Origin of the sequence: Stenotrophomonas sp. YAU14D1_LEIMI4_1 (genome assembly GCF_003086815.1) — a bacterium.
GTDB lineage: Bacteria > Pseudomonadota > Gammaproteobacteria > Xanthomonadales > Xanthomonadaceae > Stenotrophomonas.
The window spans coordinates 147,978-165,737 of the sequence record NZ_CP025997.1; the positions used below are offsets into that span (position 1 = coordinate 147,978).

Here is a 17,760-nt window from a genome sequence, read left to right on the forward strand (position 1 = left end):
GCGGGAAAGGCGCGGATTGTAACAGTGGGGGCGTGGTGGCCCGGCACTCGCATCGGCAGCAGTGCTGGGGTTAGGATCGGGGTGTGGGGGGTTGTTGTTTCAACCAGGGGGAAGTCTGATGTCCGTTTCATTGAAGTGGCTGGCCAGCGCCGTGCTGGCCTTGGGCGTGGCCAATGCATGGGCCGCGCCGGCGCTGCCAGCGCCGCAGGAGTTCTATTTCGACACCGACGCCGCGGCTGCACCGATGGTGGTCGCCCAGGGTGAAGGTGACGAACTGGTGGCCCAGCTGATGAAGCAGCGCGAGCGCGGCCGCAAGGTGCTGGAAGCCAACATTCAGCTGGCATCGGTGGCGATCGGCATGGGCCGCACCGAGCTGGGCGAAAAGCTCTATCGCGACGCGCTGGCCGACACCACGCCGCAGAGCGCTGCAGGCCGGGGCGTACGCTGGAATTACGGTTGGGACCTGATGCGCCAGGGCCAGCCGTTGGGCGCGCTGGAACAGTGGCTGTCGGCCACCAGCAGCCAGTACACCAACCCCAGCTGGGTGCCGCCCACCTTCGCGTTGGCGCTGTGGCGCGCCGGCCAGCAGCAGGAAGCGGTGAAGTGGTATGCCGCTGCCGTGCGCACCGAGCCCACCCAGTGGAGCGACAGCAGCCGCTACGCCGAACTGCTGCCGGGCTGGCGCGACGACGAACGGGCCAGCCTGGCCGAAGTGCAGCAGGCCTGGGCCGCCGCACCGCCGGCCTGGCCCTGAACCCGCTGAATCCCGCCGATGGCGTTTGATGCGTTCGCACTGATCCTGGCGATGCTGGGGTTGGGCATGCTGTTCGCGCGTCTGCGCGCATTGCCGGAAACCGCGCCGGAAACGCTGAACAAGGTGGTGCTGTACGTCTGCCTGCCGGCCGCGGTGCTGACCTACGTGCCGCGCCTGCACCTGGATGCCAGCCTGCTGGGCCTGATGGCCACGCCCTGGTTGCTGATGCTGGCCACCTGGGCGCTGGTCAGCCTGGCCACGCGCGTGTTCGGTTTCGCCCGCGATGTGCACGCCGTGCTGCTGATCTGCGTGGCGCTGGCCAATTCCAGCTTCATTGGTTACCCGATGGTGCGCGCGCTGCTGGGTGACGCGGCGCTGCCGTACGCGGTGGTGTACGACCAGTTCGGTACGTTCCTGCTGCTGTCGACGTTCGGTCTGCTGGTGCTGGCTCGCTACAGTGGCGACCGGCCGCCCTCCGCGCGCCAGGTACTGGGGCGGATCGCACGTTTTCCGCCGCTGTGGGCACTGGTCTTCGCCCTGCTGCTGATGCCGGCGCAGCCGCCGGCCTGGATCGGCACCGCGCTGAAGCAGCTGGCCGATGCGATGCTGCCGCTGGTGATGCTGGCGGTGGGCCTGTCGATCCAACTGCGCCTGCGCCGCGAAGAGCTGAAGCCGCTGGCTGTGGGCCTGCTGCTGAAGCTGATGGTGCTGCCGGCACTGGCCCTGCCGCTGTCGTGGCTGTTGGGCATGCAGGGCCTGATGCTGCAGGCCAACGTAATCGAATCGGCCATGCCGACCATGATCACCGCCGCCGCGCTGGCGATCTCGCACCGCCTGGCGCCGCGGCTGGCGGCCGCGCTGGTGGGCTACGGCATCGTGCTGTCGCTGGTCACCCTGCCGGCATGGATGTGGGCACTGGGGTGAGGTTGTGCGGCAAGGCTTGCAGCCCTGCACCCGCTGTAGAGTCGAGCCATGCTCGACTGAAGCAACGGCAAAAGCTGGGTATCCGTGGGATGGCGGGGTGGGTCCGGTTGCGGGGGACGGCGCAAGTACGTCCCTGCAGCCTTGGCCGCGGCTTGCTCGTTTGCGCTTTCCTGCGCACACGGCAAGACCGGGGTTGGGCGTCCTGCCCAACCCGCCCGAGGCATGCCTCGGACCCATGCCGCGGACACCCCCGCAACCGGACCCACCCCGCCTTCGACAGATTCCTGTGATCTGCCGGAACGGCATTCCGCTCTGGTAGGTGTCGACCTTGGTCGACACGGTAGATCCACGCCATGCGTGGATGCGAGCGAAGCGACCCGCTTCTGCTTTTGCTCTTGCTCTTCTTTTTCTTCTCCGTGGCTGACAGCACACGGAAAGTGTCAGGGGTCGGGCGGGTAGGCCGCGCGGGGGTGTCGGCCGCATGGATGCGGCTGACAAGCCTCCATGGATGGATTCACGGCGTCCCCCGCGCGGCCTGCCCGCGCGGCCAAACGCATGACCCGCCGTTGGCGACCCACCGCCAGCCACGAGGGGCTGCGCCGTTGGCCGATAACCCTTCAGTCGTCCGCAGACACCGTCCGACCCGACGCCCATTCGCGCAATGCCGCCACCTGTTCGGCCATCAGCACCGACAACGGGCGCGTGGCCCGCAGCTCGGTCATCAGCAGCTCGGTATCCAGCGGACGGCCCTCGGCATGCGCCGAATAGAGGCCGGCCACGATCGCCTGCTCGATCTCGGCACCCGAGAACCCGTTCGCGGCTGCGGCCAGCGCCGGCAACGCGAAATCATCGGGATTCAATTGGCGTCGGCCCAGATGCAGGCGCAGCAGTTCCACCCGCACATCCGGCGCGGGCAGATCGACGAAGAAGATCTCGTCGAAGCGGCCCTTGCGCAGCAGCTCGGCCGGCAGTTCGTGCACCTGGTTGGCGGTGGCCACGATGAACACCGGGGCCTTGCGCTCGGCCATCCAGGTCAGCAGGTAGCCCAATACGCGGCGCGATACGCCGCCGTCCTCGCCGCCACTGGCCAGGCCCTTCTCGATTTCATCCATCCACAGCACGCACGGCGCCAGCTGCTCGGCCGAGGCCAGCGCCTGGCGCAGGTTGGCCTCGGTTTCGCCGTGGTACTTGTTGTACAGCGCGCCCACGTCCAGGCGCAGCAGCGGCACGCCGAAGCCGGCGGCGGTGGCCTTGGCCAGCATCGATTTGCCACACCCCTGCACGCCCAGCAGCAGCATGCCGCGCGGCGGGTCCAGCCCGGCCGGCGCAGACCCGGCAATGAAGGCCACCCGGCGCTGGTTGATCCAGCGCTTGAGCCGGTTGGCACCGGCCACATCGCCGAAGCGCGCACTGTCGTGTTCGAAGAACAGGTGGCCGCTGCGGTTCAGCAGCTCGAACTTCAGTCGCGCCAGTTGCGGCAGGTCGTCGTCGCGCAGCGCGCCGTCGGCGTAGATCAGCTGCCGGGCAATGCGCCGCGCATCGACCAGGCTCAGCCCCTGCAGGTTCTTCAGGATCTTCTTCACCGCCTCGCTGTCCACTTCCACGCGGCGGCCGCCGTGTTCGCGGGCGTAGGCATCGGCCTCTTCGCGCAGCATCTTCAGCAGCGCGTTGGCGTCGGGCAGGCGCGGGTTGAAGCGCACCGCCAGGGCTTCCAGCTCGGCCGGCAGTTCCACCTTCGCACCGATCAGCACCAGCACGTGCGGCTGGCTGTGGCGGCGCTGGATCAGGTCGCGCAACGCCCGCTGGTGGCTGGCATAGCCCAGGTAGGGGTGGAAATCGAGCAGCAGGTAGATGCCGCGCTGTTCTGCCTGGCGGATCATCTGCAGCGCCGCACTGGCGTCCGGCGGCCCCACCGCCTCGTCCTCGCGTTCCAGGTCGATGCGGCGCAGGCCCTCGGTGATGGACCAGCGGTGCAGGGCACGCCAGACGTGCATCAGCGTCTGCCGGAACAGTTCGACGATGCGACCCTCATCCTGGGTCTCGATCACGATCAGGGGCGTGTTGGCGCGGATCAGCGCGCTCAGGTCCTGCAGTTCGCTCATGCGGGTTCGATCCTTCGGGGGCGCCACGATAGCAAAGGCCGGGGCCGGGGTTCAGCACAGCGCTACCTTCCGTCACGGGCGCCGGTGTACGCTCGGGGCACATACCCGGAAGCGAGGCTGGCATGAAGACGATCCTGGTGGCCGGTTCCAAGGGCGGGGTGGGCAAGACCACCGTCGCCACCCACCTGGCCGCATACGCGGCATTGCAGGGCAGGGCCACGGTAATCGCCGATGCCGACCCGCAGGGCTCCAGCACGCGCTGGGCCCAGCGCCGGGCCGGGCTGGAAAGCGCGGTGCTGCCGATCGATGTGTACCGGAAGAAGCAGTGGGCGCAGAAGCTGCCCGACGGCACCGATACCGTCATCATCGATGCACCGGCCGGCGCGCTGGCCGACGATATCCCCCATTTCCTTGATGCCGCCGATGCCGTGGTGGTGCCGGTGCTGCCCTCGGCGCTGGACATCGAAGCCATCGTCGGCTTCCTCAACAGCCTGGCTGGCAACCCGCGCGTGCACAGCCGCAAGCTGCCGGTGGGGCTGGTGCTGAACCGTACCAAGCCGTGGACCCAGACCTCGCAGCAGGCCTTGCAGATGTTGGCCGAATGGCCCTACCCGGTAGTCACGCAGCTGCGAGACAGCCAGAGTTATGTGGTGATGACCGGCCTGGGCCGCAGTCTGTTCGACTACCGTTCGGCGCAGGTGCGCGAGCACCAGGCCGACTGGGAGCCCCTGCTGGCCTGGCTGAAGCTGTAAGGCTGGTGTTCTTCCTTCCTGTGTCACTCCCGTAGGCCAATGGAAAACTGCAATGCGTGAACTGATCCTGCTGCGCCATGCCCATGCCGAACCGGCCACCCCTGGCCAGGCTGACCTTGACCGACCGTTGTCGCCGGTGGGGCTGGCCGAGGCCGAAGCCGCCGGCAAGTGGCTGAAGGACAACAACCTGCTGCCCGACTGTGTGCTGTGCTCGCCGGCGCGGCGCACCCGCGAAACGCTGGAAGCGGTGATGGCGGCCATCGGCTACGTCGAAAAGCGCTTGGAAGACAGTGTCTACGAGGCCACCCCCGGCACCCTGGCGGCGCTGGTGGATGACCGCCGCGACCTGGACCGGCTGCTGATCGTCGGCCACAACCCCGGCCTGGAACGGCTGGTGGCGCTGATGACCGAAGGCACCAGCAGCGACTACCGGGGCATGCCGCCGGCGGGCGTGGCGGTGCTGGGCTTCCCCCGCGAGGCCAGCATCGAGCCCGGTGTGGCCAGCCTGAACGCGTTCTGGTGGCCGTGAAACCATGAGCCTGGCGTTACCGGGCCGCTGCCTGCTGGCCTGGCTGCTGCTCCCCGGCGCAGCCTGGGCCGGGGGCCCGGCGCCCTCCACCCCCACCTCCCTGCCGCCGGTGGTGAGCGAAGCCCGGCGCACGATGCTGCTGGACCTGGAACGCTCGCAGATCGGCTTCGAGGTGCGCTCGCGGCTGGGCCAGCGCATCGAAGGGGTGTTTCCGCACTTCGAAGGGCGGGTGGACGTGCTGTCCGACGGTCGCCACCAGGTGCACCTGAAGATGTTCACCCGCACCGTGGAAATTCCCGGCAAGGAACGCTACACGGGCTGGATGCGCGGGCCGGAATTCTTCGATGCCGGGCGCTATCCCTTCGTCGAATTCGACTCGCTGCCGTACTGGCCGGAGACGGTGGAACGTGGCGGTGAGATCCAGGGCCGGCTGACCCTGCGCGGCGTCAGCCATCCTGAATCGCTGCAGGTAGAGAAGGCGGAATGTGGCCGACCCGGCTATGATTGCGATGTCGTCAGCCGCGGTACCGTGCAACGAGGCCGGTACGGCATGGACAGCTGGCAGCTTGCCTTGAGTGACCGAGTGACTTTCGTATTGCGCGCGCGCCTGAGCGAGGCGTCCAAACCGTGAATTTCCTGTTGCGCGTGGTAGCGCTGGCAACGGTGTTGCTGGGCAGCGGGTGTGCGTCGTTGTCGCACGCCCAGCGTGACCGTGCCGAAGCCATCGCCGTGCAGGCGCGCTCGGCCCAGATTGATTGCCAGCGTGCCGACCGCTGCGCGCAGGATTCACCGCTGCGCGCCTTGGCCGGCCGTGCCTTCAGTGAATCCACCGATACCCAGCCGCGGCACTACGCCACCCTGCTGGACGAGGGCGAAGGTGCGCTGGTGGCGCGCCTGAACCTGATGCGCAGCGCCACCCGCAGCATCGACCTGCAGACCTACATCTTCGACAAGGACGACAGTGCGCGCCTGGTCATCGACGAACTGCTGGCCGCCGCCCGGCGCGGGGTGAAGGTACGGGTGCTGATCGACCAGCTGTCGGCGATCTCCGACCTGCAGATCCTGGGCGCGCTGTCCGGCGCCCACCAGAACTTCCAGCTGCGGGTGTACAACCCGACCTTCGGCAAGGCGCGGCTGAACTACTTCGACTACGCCGGCAGCGTGCTGTGCTGCTTCCGCCGCTTCAACCAGCGCATGCACAACAAGCTGCTGGTGATCGACGATGCCATTGGTGTGGTGGGCGGGCGCAACTACCAGGACGACTATTACGACTGGGACCGCGAATACAACTTCCGCGACCGCGATGTGCTGATCGCCGGCCCCGAAGCGCGCGCCATGGCCGCCAACTTCGATGCGTTCTGGCGTGCCCCGCGCAGCGTGCCGGCCGAGCGCCTGAACGATGTCGGCCGTACCCTGCTCAACGAGGGCGTGCCGACGTTGCCGCCCGCGCAGTTCCGCCGCCCCGAGCGGGTGGAGCGGGTCAGCGAGGAGGCCAACGACCAGGGCTTCGTCACCCGTAGCTTCGTGGACACCGCGCTACCGGTGGCCTCGGTGCGTTACGTGGCCGACCTGCCGCGCAAGCACCGCCGCGAGCGCGCCGATGCACCCTTGGCCGGCCAGCACGTGACCGAACCGCAGCTGGACAGCCTGATTGCCGGTGCGCAGAAGGAAGTGATCCTGCAGACCCCGTACCTGGTGCTGTCCAAGCCGGCGCAGGCGCTGTTCCGCGACCTGCGCAAGCGGCCCGAACCGCCGCGCATCGTGGTGTCCAGCAACAGCCTGGCGGCCACCGACAACCCCATCGTCTATGCGCTGTCATACAAGTACAAGCGGCGCAACATGCGCGAACTGGGCTTCAACATCTTCGAATACAAGCCGTTCCCGCTGGACGCGCCGGTGGACTACCGCAACCTGCTGCCCGACCCGATTGCCGGCACGGGCACTGAAGCGAGCGGGCGCAGCACCCTGATCGGTGGCAGCGCGGCCGGCAGCAATGCCGGAGGCAACGATGCGCCGCCGGCGCCGCAGGTGGACAGCGAGCCGGTGCGCCGGGTCAACCCGCGGCTGGGCAGTGCCTACGAAAACGGCCGTGCGCGCCGTCGCGCCGCCGGCAGCGAGGTGGAAACCCGCCTGCTGCGTACCGAAACACGCCCCTCGTTCCTGGGCAGCAAGGCCGTGAACAAGCCCCTGCCTGTGACCCGCAAGGGCGCGCGCATGGGCCTGCACGCGAAGTCGCTGGTGGTCGACCGCCGCATCGGCGTGGTCGGTACCCACAACTTCGACCCGCGCAGCGAGAACTACAACACCGAAGGCGCGGTGATCATCGACGATCCGGTGTTCGCCGAACAGCTGGCGCAGAGCATCCTGCGCGACACCCACCCGCAGAACGCATGGACGGTGGCGCCGCGTACCAAGCCGCCGGTGTTGTCCGGGCTGAACTACAGCGTGGGCAAGGCCTCCGAAGCCTTGCCGATCCTCGATTTCTGGCCGTGGCGCTATGCCACCGACTACGAGTTCCAGCCCGGCCCCGACTGCCCGCAGCCGTTGCCGCGGCAGAGCCCGGATTTCCATACGTGTTATGTGGCCGTGGGTGACTTCCCGGAAGTCAACGTCGGCCCGAAGTGGTTGCTGGTGCGCATGCTGACCGCATTCGGCGCCGGTCTCGTTCCCATTCTCTGAAGGTGCCCCATGCCGCAGGTGTTCCGCGAAGCCGTCTCGATCGACCAGCTGAATGCGCTCAGCCGCAACACCGCCATCCAGTCGCTGGGCATCGTCTTCAGCGCCGCCGGTGAGGACTGGCTGCAGGCCACCATGCCGGTGGACGAACGCACCCGCCAGCCGTACGGCATCCTGCACGGTGGCGCCTCGGTAGTGCTGGCCGAAACCCTGGGCAGCAGCGCCGGCAACCTGTGCGTGGATACCGCCAAGCAGATCTGCGTGGGCCTGGAAATCAACGCCAACCACGTGCGCGCGGTGCGCTCGGGCACCGTCACTGGCACGGCGCGTGCGCTGCACGTGGGCCGCAGCACCCAGCTGTGGGAAATCCGCATTGAAGACGAGCAGGGCAAGCTGGTGTGTGTGTCCCGCCTGACCCTGGCGGTGGTTGCAGCAGGCCACGGCTGAACCCGGTGGCCGCGGTGCCTTCCAGCGCAGCCTTGCCGCTGCGCATCGTGTCCAGCGGTGCCTGGCTGCCGCGCCGGCGCATCGCCTCGACCGTGTTCGACCAGCGCTGGAACAAGCCGGCGGGCTGGGTCGAACGCCACAGTGGCGTGGCCAGCCGCGCCCATGCCGAGGCAGACGAGCGTGCCTCGTGGATGGGTGCGCAGGCCACGCGCGATGCGCTGCAGCGGGCCGGGCTGGGGTTGGGCGACATCGACTGCATCATTTCCGCGTGCGGGGTGATGGAACAGGCCATTCCCTGCCAGGCCGTGCTGATCCAGCGTGCGCTGGGGCTGGGCGACAGCGGTGTGCCTTCGTTCGATGTGAATGCCACCTGCCTGGGCTTCGTGGTGGCGCTGGAAATGGCCGGCAGCCTGCTGGCGCTGCAGCGCTACCGGCGCGTGCTGATCGTGTGCAGTGATGTTCCCAGTGCCGGGCTCGACCCCGATGACCCGTTGACCGCGCCGTTGTTCGGCGATGGTGCCGTGGCGGTGCTGGTCGAACGTGCCAGCGACGACCAGGCATCGGCCCTGCTGGCCACGCGCCTGCGCAGTTACGGCGATGGCGCCGCGTTGTGCCAGGTGCCGACCTGCGGCACCGGCATGCGGCTGCACGATGCGCCTGAGGCCTACCGTGCCGCGCACTACTTCCAGATGCAGGGCCGCGCGCTGTACCGCGAGGCGGCGCGGCGCCTGCCGGGCTTCCTGCAGGACCTGCTGGCCAGCGCCGGCATCGACCTGCAGGGCTGCGATGTGATCGTGCCGCACCAAGCCAGCGGCCAGGCCCTGGACCACCTGCAGCGCGTGCTGGGCCTGCCGCCGCAGCGGCTGGTGCGCATCCTGGCCGAGCAGGGCAACCAGTTGGCGGCATCGCTGCCGATGGCCCTGCACCAGGCCCTGCTCGATGGCCGCCTGGTGCGCGGCGGGCACGCCCTGCTGATCGGTACCGGGGCCGGCCTGGCCCTGGGCGGCGCGGTGCTGCGCTACTGATGGCGTGCGTCCTGGTCACCGGCGCCAGCGGTTTCATCGGCCAGCACGTGGCACGCGCGCTGGCCCGCGACGGCTGGCAGGTACGCGCCAGTGGCCGCGATCTGGCCCGCCTGCAGCCGCTTGCACTGGAGGGCATCGAAGCCTGGCCCGGCGATCTGGCGCAGGCGCCGTTGCAGCCCCTGCTGCAGGGCTGCCAGGCCGTGGTGCACTGCGCGGCGTTGTCCCAGCCGTGGGGCCCGGCGGCAGACTTCCAGCGTGCCAATGTGCTGGCCACCCAGCGCCTGCTGCAGGCCGCACAGGCCGCCGGCGTGGACCGCTTCGTCCACCTGGGCTCGCCCAGCATCTATTTCCGCTTCGCCGACCAGTACAACGTGGGCGAAGCGTTCCAGCCGCCGGCGCGCTGGATCACCGACTACGCACGCAGCAAGTGGGAATCGGAACAGGCCGTGGCCAGCGCCGCAGGGCAGGGCCTGCACACGGTGGTCCTGCGCCCGCGCGCGGTGTTCGGGCCAGGCGACCGCGCCATCCTGCCGCGCCTGCTGGCCGTGGCCGCCGCTGGCCGCTTCCCGTTGATCCATGCGGGCCGCGCGATGATCGACGTGACTCCGGTGGACGATGCCGTGCAGGCGGTGCGCTGCGCCCTGCGCGCCGGCCACGCATGCGCCGGTCGCGCCTACAACATCAGCGCCGGCGAACCGGTGGCCGTGCGCGCGCTGGTGCAGGGGCTGTTCCAGGCGATGGGGCTGCAGGTGCAGCTGCGCAACGTGCCGCGCCGCGTCGCGCTGGCTGCCGCCGGCGTCGCCGAGACCCTGGCCCGGCTGCGCCCGGGCTGCCCCGAACCACGCCTGACCCGCTACGGCGTGGGCGTGCTGGGTTATTCGCAGACCCTGGATATCAGCGCCGCGCGGCGTGATCTGGGCTACCAGCCGCAGGTGGGCGTGCAGGCCGCATTGCAGCAGTTCGCCGACCACTGGCACCGCAGCGGAGGACGCGATGCTGCGCTTTGAGTGGGAACTGCTGGAAGCGGGTCACTGCGTGCACCGGCAGCGGGCGGTGCGCCAAGGGGCCAGCTGGCATCGCTGCGAATTCCCCGCGCTGGTGGCACTGCTGCGCCACCCGCAGCGCGGCTACCTGTTGTTCGACACCGGCTATTCCGACGCCTTCCTGCAGGCCACTGAGCGCTTTCCCGAGCGCCTGTACCGGTGGGTTACGCCGGTGCACCTGGCCCCCGGGCAGAGCGTGCGCGCACAACTGCAGCAGCGTGGCATCGGCACCGACCAGATCCACCAGGTGGTGCTGTCGCACCTGCATGGCGACCACGTCGGTGGCGTGCTCGATTTTCCCGGCGTGCCGCTGCTGTGTTCGCGCGCCGCCTGGCAGGACCAGGCCGCGCGCGGTCGCCTGCGCGCGCTCAGCGTGGGCCTGCTGCCCGCCTTGACCCGCGATGCCGCCCCGCGCATGCGCTGGCTGGAGGAACTGCCGGAAGTGGACCTGCCTGCTGCGTTCGCCGCCTTCGGCAAGGGGCGCGACGTGCTGGGCGATGGCAGCCTGCTGGCAGTACCGCTGCCCGGCCACGCGGTGGGCCAGCACGGGCTGCTGTTTGAAGGGGCCGACGGCCGCCCGGTGTTCCTGGTGGCCGATGCAGCGTGGTCCAGTGGCGCCATCGCCGATGGCGTGCCGCCGCCGCGCCTGGTCACCGCCCTGCTGGGCCACACCGGCGCCTACCGCCAGACCCTGCAGCGCCTGCAGCACGTCGGCCGGCAGGTGGATGACCTGCAACTGGTGCCGGCGCATTGCGGGCAGTGGCGGCCGCGCGCGCGACTGTAGAGTCGAGCTTGCTCGACTGCCCTTCGCGGCCCGGTTGATTCCGCGCCAGAAGCCGTCGATCAAGCTCCACCCCACCGCCATACGGCGCCGTCAACAGGACACCGTGTTCCTGCCCATGGCCCCCGTCAATAGGACTTATGGCCGAAAATCGGCTGGCAGCGATGGCAGCCCTCCGGTATCGTTCGCGGATGACTTCCCCCACTCCGGCCCCCCGCGGCGGCGTGGCGCGTGTGTGCCGTTACCTGTACCGCGTACCGCTGCTGTTGGTCCATATCTTCGTGTTCCTGCCGCTGACCCTGATCGGCATGCTTCCGCCGTGGTCTGATATCCGTGTCGGCCAGGTCCGGCTGGGCGCCAAGGTGGTGAACCTGTGGCAGGGCGGCCTGATGTGGATCTTCGGCTTCCGCCTGTCACGGGTGGGCGAGCCGTTGCCCGGCGCCGTGCTGTTCGTCGCCAACCACGTCAGCTGGGTCGATATCAGCATTCTGCACAGCCAGCGCATGATGGGCTTCGTGGCCAAGCGCGAAATCGCCAGTTGGCCGGTGGTGGGTTGGTTGGCCGCGCGTGGCCAGACCATCTTCCACCAGCGCGGCAACACCGAATCGCTCGGTGGCGTGATGCAGGTGATGGCCGAGCGCCTGCGCGAAGGCAAGGGCGTGGGTGTGTTCCCGGAAGGGCGTACCCGTGGCGGCCACGAAGTGGGCCCGTTCCATGCGCGCATCTTCCAGGCCGCGGTCGAAACCGGCGTGCCGGTGCAGCCGGTGGCGCTGATCTACGGCGCACACGGCAACGCGCAGACCATCGTGGCATTCGGCCCCGGCGAAAGTTTCTTCGCCAACTTCCTGCGCCTGCTGGGTGAACCGGCGCGGCGCGCGGAAGTGCACTTCCTGGCGCCGATCGGTGCGCAGGACCTGGAAGGCCGCCGGCGCATCGCCGAAACCTCGCGCGCGCGCATCGTCGCGGCCATGGAAACGGCGTAAGGCGGCGGTGGCCATAGACCCGCCACCGTCCCTGTCGGCTGTACCGCCGATGCTCACTGCGGCCGATTACCAGCCGCCGCGCTGGCTGCGCAACCCGCACCTGCAGTCCATGCTCAGTTCCAGCCGCATGCGCCTGCAGCGCGGCCTGCTGCTGCTGGCCGCCACCGGTGCGGTCAGTGAAGAACTGATCCTGGACGGCGGCGATGGCGTGCGCCTGCAGGGCTGGCACAACTACATCGAAGGGCGCGAGCCCAAGGGCATGGCCCTGCTGCTGCACGGCTGGGAAGGCAGCGCCGAATCCAGCTACATGCGCATGGCGGCCGCGCGCATGATCGAAGAAGGCTTCGACGTGGTGCGGCTGAACTTCCGCGACCACGGCAACACCCACCACCTCAATCCCGGCATTTTCCATTCCAACCGCATCGACGAAGTGGTGCAGGCCACCGGCGATATCGCGCGGCGCTGGCCGGGGCTGCCGCTGGTGGCGGCCGGCTATTCGCTGGGCGGCAACTTCGTGCTGCGCCTGGCCCTGCGCGCGCCCGCCGCCGGCGTGCCGCTGCTGCAGGTGGCCTCGGTCTGTCCGGTGCTGGATCCGGCCCTGACCATGGAAAGCATCGAGAACGGCCCGGCCATGTACGATTGGTACTTCCGCCGCAAGTGGGCCGGCTCGCTGCGCCGCAAGCGCGATCTGTTCCCCGAACTGAGCGACTGCGACGACCGCGTGCTGAAGCTGGACATCCGCGCGCTCACCGCCTGGCTGGTGGAACGGCATACCGATTTCGGCTCGCTGCAGGCCTATTTCGACGGCTATTCCATCGCCGGCGATCGCCTGTCCACGCTGCAGGTGCCGGCCGATATCCTGATGGCCCAGGACGATCCGGTCATTCCGTACTCCACCTTCGGCAACTGGCAGTTGCCGCAGCAGGCCCGGCTGGAAACCGCGTGCTGGGGTGGCCACTGCGGGTTCCTGGAAAACTGGCGTGGCGATGGCTTTTCCGAACGCTGGGTGGCCCAACGCCTGCGCCGGGTACTGGGCGGCTGAACCGGCAGCACCGCGCGGCCCGCTACAATGCGGGTTTGCACTTGAACCGGACCGCCATGCAAGACCAGATCATCCAGGCGCTGCGCCAGAACCAGGCCGACCAGGCCGTGCAGCTGGCCCAGGCGTGGACCCACGACGAACCGGGCCAGGCCCAGGCCCACCGCTGGCTGGCGCTTGCGCTGCAGCAGCAGGGCCAGCCGCAGGCCGCGCTGGACGCGCTGCAGCAGGCACTGCAACTGGCCCCCGACGACGCCCAGCTGCACCTGCAGCAGGCCGGGCTGCTGCTGGCCCTGCGCCAGTTCGACGGTGTTGACGATGCGCTGCTGCGCACCACCGACCTGAACCCGAACGCGTTCCCGGCCTACCTGATGCAGGCCCACCTGGCCATCAGCCGCAACGACTTCGATGAAGCGCAGCGCCTGTCCACCCTGGCCGGCCGGCTGGAGCCGGATCATCCGGAACTGCTGACCATCGATGGCATGGTGGCGCTGCGCCGCGGCGATGCCGACCGCGCGCTGGCCCTGCTGTCGGCCGCAAGCCAGGCCCTGCCGGATGACCCGCGCGTGCTGTACGCGCTGGGCTTTGCCTACCTGGGCAAGGACATGCTGGCCTTCGCCGAACAGGCCTTCCGCCGCGTACTGCTGCTGAACCCGGCCATCACCTCGCTGCATGGCCTGGTGGTGCAGTTGGCGCTGCGCCAGGGCAACCTGGACGCCGCCGCCGAAGCCATGCAGGTCGCCCTGCAGCAGCCGTCGCTGGATGTGCCGCCGATGCGCCGCCTGGCCGGTGAACTGTCGCTGCGCATCGGCCAGCCGCTGCAGGCACTGGAACACCTGCTGCCGCTGCTGGATTCCCAGCCCGAAGACCGCCAGGTGCTGCAGCTGCTGCTGATGGCCTGGCAGCGACTGGGTCGCGAGGAAGAAGCGCGCGCACGCCTGGACGCGGTGCTGGAGGCGAATGCTTCGCTGCACGACCCGTGGCTGGCCCGCCTGGCCGTGGAAGAAGTGGGCAGCGATGCCGCCGTGGCCGTGGTCGAGCGCTGGATCGCCGCCATGCCTGCGCACCTGCCGGCACTGGAAGCACGCATGCGCCTGCACGACATGGCCGGCCAGCACGCCGAGGCTGAAGCGGTGGCCGAACGCATCGTGGCGCTGGAACCGGGCCGGGTGAGTGCCGAAACCCGCCTGATCGACGGCCTGATGCAGCGTGACCCCGACGCCGCCATTGCCCGTGTGCAGGCGCTGATCGGCCAGGCAGGCGAGGGCGCGCAGAGCGACCTGCGTACCTGGCTGGGCGAAGTACAGGACCGCGCCGGCAAGCCGGCCGATGCCCTGCGCACCTGGCTGGCCCTGCAGACCGAGCAGGCCCCGCAGCGCCTGCCGCTGCCGCCGCAGGCCAAGGCGCCGCCCAGCTGGCCGGCGCTGGCCGAGATTGACGAGGCAACGCGCCAGAGCGGTTCGGCGCCGATCTTCCTGTGGGGCGCACCGGGTTCGGGCGTGGAACGGGTTGCCACGGGTCTGGCTGCCGCCAGCCCGGTGCTGCGCAGCGATCGCTACACCAACACCCCGCCCGACGATGCCTTCCAGAACTACCACACCCTGCAGGACCTGGCGTCGGGCGTGCTGACCCCGGAACGCCTGGTGCAGCGCTGGCGCGAGCAGTTGCCGGCGCGTGGCGTGGAAGACGACACCATCATCGACTGGCTGCTGTGGTGGGACAACGCGCTGCTGTGGTCGCTGCGCCCGCAGTTGCCGCAGGGCCGCTTGCTGGTGGTGCTGCGCGACCCGCGCGACATGCTGCTGGACTGGGTGGCCTACGGCTCGGCCGCGCCGCTGGCGATGACCTCGCTGGCCGAGGCCGCCGAGTGGCTGGCGCGTGCGCTGGCCCAGGTGGCCAGCCTGCACGAGGACGATCTGTACCCGCACGTGCTGCTGCGCATCGATGCCATCGGCAATGATCCGCGCGCGATGGCAGCCATGCTGGAACAGTTGTTCGAGCGGCCGATGCCGGTGGCCCAGCAGCTGGGTGCACCGCGCTTCCCGCCGGGCCACTGGCGCGCCTACCGCGACGTGATGAGCGCCGCCTTCGCACAGCTCACCCCGGTCGCGGTGCGCCTGGGTTACCCGGAAGAATAAGGAGAGCCTGATGCAACTGAGCAGCCACAGCCTGGTCAACGGCGCCCCGGTGCCGCGCGAATTCGCCGCCGGCGATGCCAACGGTTTTGCGCCGGACCGCAACCCGCACCTGGCCTGGAGCGAGGTGCCGGCCGGCACCCGTTCCTTCCTGCTGGTGTGTGTGGACCCGGATGTTCCCACCGTGCCGGAAACCGTCGGCCGCAGCGACATGACCGTGCCGCGCGACCAGCCGCGCGGCGATTTCGTGCATTGGGTGATGGCCGATATTCCGGCCGACGTGCACGAGATCGCCGCAGGCAGCTGCAGCGATGGCTTCGTGGTGAAGGGCAAGACCGCGCCCACCGGCCCGGTCGGCAGCCGCCAGGGCGTGAACGATTTCACCGGCTGGTTTGCCGGCAATCCGGACATGGCCGGCGATTACCTGGGCTACGACGGCCCGTACCCGCCGTTCAACGACGAGCGCGTGCATCGCTACTTCTTCCGCGTGTTCGCCCTGGACGTAGCGACCCTGGACCTGCCGCAGCGCTTCACCGCGGCCGACGCCTACCGCGGCATGCACGGCCACGTGCTGGCCGAAGCCGCGCTGCACGGCACCTACACGCTGAACCCCGCGCTGTAAGCCCGAGCGCGCGCCCGTAGAGTCGAGCTTGCTCGACTTGGGCCCCCGTAGAGTCGAGCCATGCTCGACTCGGCCCCTTGTAGAGTCGAGCCATGCTCGACTGCATGAGAAGCAGTCGAGCAAGCTCGACTCTACTTACTTCTTCTCGATGGCCGACTCGACCACCATGTCCAGCACGTATGCCTGCGACGGTGCATCGGCCGGCGGGTTCTTCACTGCGTAGCGCTTCACCCGCACCACGTTGCGCACGCCGTCTTCATGCGTGTAGCCCTCGATGTTGCCGTAGAAGTTCTCGAACGCGCCCGGGGTGCCCTGCTTCAGGCCCTTGTCGTCGAACTTCACTTCACGCACCTGCAGGCACTGGTAGTCCGGAATCAGCGGGTGCGAGCACTTGGCGGTCTTCGCTGCCACTTCCAGAAACACGGTTTCGCCCGGCCCGCCGTAGCGCGTTTCCGCGGTGGGTTCGGCCGCGAACACCAGCACGTCGCCCTTGGCGGTGGTCAGGGTCAGGCTGCCGTCGGCACCCTGGGCGGTCTTCAGTTCACCCTGCAGGCGGCTCGACACGGCCTCATCCAGCGCCATCACTGCGGCGTCGGTGCAGGCCATCTGGGTGGATGCCATCGGGCTGATCGTCAGCTTGCCCTCGGCCAGGGTGTAGCTGCCGCCCATGCGGTTGCAGGTATTGCTGATCGACACGCGGCCGTCGGCGAAATCCAGCGTGACCGGCGCGTCGCTGCGGGCGAACAGTGCATCGATGCGTGCGCCGTCGGCGCCAGTGGCCTGCTGCAGGCGCCAGTGCTGGCTCTGCAGGCGCTGCGCATCCAGATGGGCCACGGCCTTCTGGTCGCCGGCCTTGGCGGCCGCCGGGGCCAGGTCATCGCCGCCGGTGCCGGCCGGTGCGGTGGTCGGGGTCTGGCTGCAGGCGGCCAGCAGGGCCAGCGGCAGGAGCAGGGTAACGGTGCGCTTCATGGTGGATCTCCTTGGGAACCCGGATGCAAACGGATCACGGCCGGGCAGGGGGTTGGCCTGCCTTGGCGCCGTTCAGCTGCCGGACGGCAACCACAGCAGCAGCGCCGCGCCCAGCGCGATGCGGTAGAACGCGAACGCGGTGAAGCGGTGCGACTTGATATAGCCCAGCAGCCACTTCACTACGACGAAGCCGGTGATGACCGCGGCAACGAAGGCCACGCCCACGTCGGTCCAGTTCTCGCTGGCCAGCTTGCCTTCCTTGGCCAGTTCCAGGAACGCGTAGGCACTGGCGGCGAACATGGTGGGAATGCCCACCAGGAAGACGAATTCAGCGGCGGCCGCGCGCCGGCTCAGGCCCAGCAGCATGGCCAGGAAGATGGCCGAGGCCGAACGCGAGGTGCCGGGGAACACGCCGGCCACCACCTGCGCCAGGCCCACGCCGATGGCGACGGTCCAGGTCACCTGGTCGCGGTCGGGCAGGCGCGTGGTGTAGGCCTCCACCAGCAGCATCCAGATGCCACCGATGATCAGCGCCCAGGCCACCGGGCTGACCGTTTCCGGCAGCTCCCAGCCCAGCATGCGCACCGGCAGGCCGACCACCGCGGTCACCAGGAACGCGGCGCCCAGCTTTAACACGTAGTCGCGGTTCTCGCGCTGGCCCAGCCCGGTGGCCAGTTGCCACAGGCGCTGGCGGAACACCAGCACCACCGCCACGATCGCGCCGGCCTGGATGATGATGTTGAAGAAATCCGAACGCGGGCCCAGCCAGTGCTGGGCGATCAGCAGGTGGCCGGTGCTGGAGATCGGCAGGAATTCGGTCAGGCCTTCGAGGATGCCCAGCAGCAGGGCGGAGAGCAGGTCGTACATGGGCAGGGCAGGCACGTTCGGTGGCGGGAACAAGCCCGAGAGAATAGACCATCCCTGCCGCACCAAACGGGTGCGTGCGGGTCGCCGTGCACCCCTTTGGTGCGCGCGGTCA

General features: G+C 69.2%; 17 protein-coding genes. 14 read left to right on the forward strand and 3 right to left on the reverse strand.

Annotated features, from left to right (window positions below; translation table 11 throughout):
• Window positions 1-118 precede the first annotated feature (118 nt).
• Together C1932_RS00575 and C1932_RS00580 are read left to right on the forward strand one after the other, a co-directional pair.
• Window positions 119-754 carry a hypothetical protein gene (locus C1932_RS00575; protein WP_108755040.1) on the forward strand — a complete coding sequence of 212 codons (636 nt, stop codon included), beginning with the start codon at window positions 119-121 and terminating at the stop codon, window positions 752-754.
• A gap of 18 nt (window positions 755-772) precedes the next feature.
• Window positions 773-1,678 carry an AEC family transporter gene (locus tag C1932_RS00580; protein WP_108760863.1) on the forward strand — a complete coding sequence of 302 codons (906 nt, stop codon included), beginning with the start codon at window positions 773-775 and terminating at the stop codon, window positions 1,676-1,678.
• 617 nt (window positions 1,679-2,295) lie between these two features.
• Here C1932_RS00580 and C1932_RS00585 read toward each other — a convergent pair.
• Window positions 2,296-3,780 carry an AAA family ATPase gene (locus tag C1932_RS00585; RefSeq protein ID WP_108755042.1) on the reverse strand — a complete coding sequence of 495 codons (1,485 nt, stop codon included), beginning with the start codon at window positions 3,778-3,780 and terminating at the stop codon, window positions 2,296-2,298.
• A gap of 122 nt (window positions 3,781-3,902) precedes the next feature.
• Between C1932_RS00585 and C1932_RS00590 the strand changes: the two genes are divergently transcribed.
• From C1932_RS00590 to C1932_RS00645, 12 genes are all read left to right on the forward strand, one after another.
• On the forward strand, window positions 3,903-4,532 hold the full coding sequence (locus C1932_RS00590; RefSeq protein WP_108748017.1) for a ParA family protein: 630 nt from the start codon (window positions 3,903-3,905) through the stop codon (window positions 4,530-4,532).
• A 52-nt stretch (window positions 4,533-4,584) separates the two neighbouring features.
• A complete protein-coding gene (locus C1932_RS00595) occupies window positions 4,585-5,061 on the forward strand; it encodes a histidine phosphatase family protein (protein WP_108748018.1) in 477 nt (158 codons plus the stop codon).
• Window positions 5,062-5,065: 4 nt separating this feature from the next.
• A complete protein-coding gene (locus tag C1932_RS00600) occupies window positions 5,066-5,692 on the forward strand; it encodes a YceI family protein (protein ID WP_108760864.1) in 627 nt (208 codons plus the stop codon).
• Entirely contained in the window at window positions 5,689-7,740 is a 2,052-nt protein-coding gene (locus C1932_RS00605) for a phospholipase D family protein (RefSeq protein WP_108760865.1), read from the forward strand. The genes C1932_RS00600 and C1932_RS00605 overlap by 4 nt, the downstream gene beginning before the upstream one ends.
• Before the next feature lie 9 nt (window positions 7,741-7,749).
• Window positions 7,750-8,184, forward strand: coding sequence for a hotdog fold thioesterase (locus tag C1932_RS00610; protein ID WP_108748021.1), 435 nt, complete (start codon window positions 7,750-7,752; stop codon window positions 8,182-8,184).
• Window positions 8,185-8,189: 5 nt separating this feature from the next.
• Window positions 8,190-9,209, forward strand: a complete 1,020-nt coding sequence (locus tag C1932_RS00615; protein ID WP_108760866.1) for a 3-oxoacyl-[acyl-carrier-protein] synthase III C-terminal domain-containing protein — start codon at window positions 8,190-8,192, stop codon at window positions 9,207-9,209.
• Entirely contained in the window at window positions 9,209-10,216 is a 1,008-nt protein-coding gene (locus C1932_RS00620) for an NAD-dependent epimerase/dehydratase family protein (protein ID WP_108760867.1), read from the forward strand. The genes C1932_RS00615 and C1932_RS00620 overlap by 1 nt, the downstream gene beginning before the upstream one ends.
• The gene (locus C1932_RS00625) at window positions 10,203-11,036 is read left to right on the forward strand and encodes an MBL fold metallo-hydrolase (protein ID WP_108760868.1); all 834 of its coding nucleotides are present in this window, start codon (window positions 10,203-10,205) and stop codon (window positions 11,034-11,036) included. The genes C1932_RS00620 and C1932_RS00625 overlap by 14 nt, the downstream gene beginning before the upstream one ends.
• Window positions 11,037-11,224: 188 nt before the next feature.
• Window positions 11,225-12,016: a lysophospholipid acyltransferase family protein gene (locus C1932_RS00630; protein ID WP_108760869.1), complete on the forward strand. Its 792-nt coding sequence runs from the start codon at window positions 11,225-11,227 to the stop codon at window positions 12,014-12,016.
• Window positions 12,017-12,023: 7 nt separating this feature from the next.
• Entirely contained in the window at window positions 12,024-13,058 is a 1,035-nt protein-coding gene (locus tag C1932_RS00635) for an alpha/beta fold hydrolase (RefSeq protein ID WP_108751775.1), read from the forward strand.
• Between the two features lie 56 nt (window positions 13,059-13,114).
• A complete protein-coding gene (locus tag C1932_RS00640; RefSeq protein WP_108760870.1) occupies window positions 13,115-15,193 on the forward strand; it encodes a tetratricopeptide repeat protein in 2,079 nt (692 codons plus the stop codon).
• Between the two features lie 10 nt (window positions 15,194-15,203).
• Window positions 15,204-15,812 carry a YbhB/YbcL family Raf kinase inhibitor-like protein gene (locus C1932_RS00645; protein WP_108760871.1) on the forward strand — a complete coding sequence of 203 codons (609 nt, stop codon included), beginning with the start codon at window positions 15,204-15,206 and terminating at the stop codon, window positions 15,810-15,812.
• Between the two features lie 135 nt (window positions 15,813-15,947).
• On the opposite strand, the gene C1932_RS00650 is transcribed toward C1932_RS00645, so the two are convergent.
• Both C1932_RS00650 and C1932_RS00655 read right to left on the reverse strand, forming a co-directional pair.
• Window positions 15,948-16,781 (reverse strand): META and DUF4377 domain-containing protein, encoded by an 834-nt coding sequence (locus C1932_RS00650; protein WP_108760872.1) that lies wholly within the window; start codon window positions 16,779-16,781, stop codon window positions 15,948-15,950.
• Window positions 16,782-16,853: 72 nt separating this feature from the next.
• The gene (locus tag C1932_RS00655; protein ID WP_108760873.1) at window positions 16,854-17,648 is read right to left on the reverse strand and encodes an undecaprenyl-diphosphate phosphatase; all 795 of its coding nucleotides are present in this window, start codon (window positions 17,646-17,648) and stop codon (window positions 16,854-16,856) included.
• Window positions 17,649-17,760: the final 112 nt, after the last annotated feature.

Excerpts from the sequence above, each read along its gene's own strand:
- C1932_RS00575 (WP_108755040.1), top strand. The coding sequence starts at position 119 with ATGTCCGTTTCATTGAAGTGGCTGGCCAGCGCCGTGCTGGCCTTGGGC.
- C1932_RS00580 (WP_108760863.1), top strand. The coding sequence starts at position 773 with ATGGCGTTTGATGCGTTCGCACTGATCCTGGCGATGCTGGGGTTGGGC.
- C1932_RS00585 (WP_108755042.1), bottom strand. The coding sequence starts at position 3,780 with ATGAGCGAACTGCAGGACCTGAGCGCGCTGATCCGCGCCAACACGCCC.
- C1932_RS00590 (WP_108748017.1), top strand. The coding sequence starts at position 3,903 with ATGAAGACGATCCTGGTGGCCGGTTCCAAGGGCGGGGTGGGCAAGACC.
- C1932_RS00595 (WP_108748018.1), top strand. The coding sequence starts at position 4,585 with ATGCGTGAACTGATCCTGCTGCGCCATGCCCATGCCGAACCGGCCACC.
- C1932_RS00600 (WP_108760864.1), top strand. The coding sequence starts at position 5,066 with ATGAGCCTGGCGTTACCGGGCCGCTGCCTGCTGGCCTGGCTGCTGCTC.
- C1932_RS00610 (WP_108748021.1), top strand. The coding sequence starts at position 7,750 with ATGCCGCAGGTGTTCCGCGAAGCCGTCTCGATCGACCAGCTGAATGCG.
- C1932_RS00620 (WP_108760867.1), top strand. The coding sequence starts at position 9,209 with ATGGCGTGCGTCCTGGTCACCGGCGCCAGCGGTTTCATCGGCCAGCAC.
- C1932_RS00625 (WP_108760868.1), top strand. The coding sequence starts at position 10,203 with ATGCTGCGCTTTGAGTGGGAACTGCTGGAAGCGGGTCACTGCGTGCAC.
- C1932_RS00630 (WP_108760869.1), top strand. The coding sequence starts at position 11,225 with ATGACTTCCCCCACTCCGGCCCCCCGCGGCGGCGTGGCGCGTGTGTGC.
- C1932_RS00640 (WP_108760870.1), top strand. The coding sequence starts at position 13,115 with ATGCAAGACCAGATCATCCAGGCGCTGCGCCAGAACCAGGCCGACCAG.
- C1932_RS00645 (WP_108760871.1), top strand. The coding sequence starts at position 15,204 with ATGCAACTGAGCAGCCACAGCCTGGTCAACGGCGCCCCGGTGCCGCGC.
- C1932_RS00650 (WP_108760872.1), bottom strand. The coding sequence starts at position 16,781 with ATGAAGCGCACCGTTACCCTGCTCCTGCCGCTGGCCCTGCTGGCCGCC.
- C1932_RS00655 (WP_108760873.1), bottom strand. The coding sequence starts at position 17,648 with ATGTACGACCTGCTCTCCGCCCTGCTGCTGGGCATCCTCGAAGGCCTG.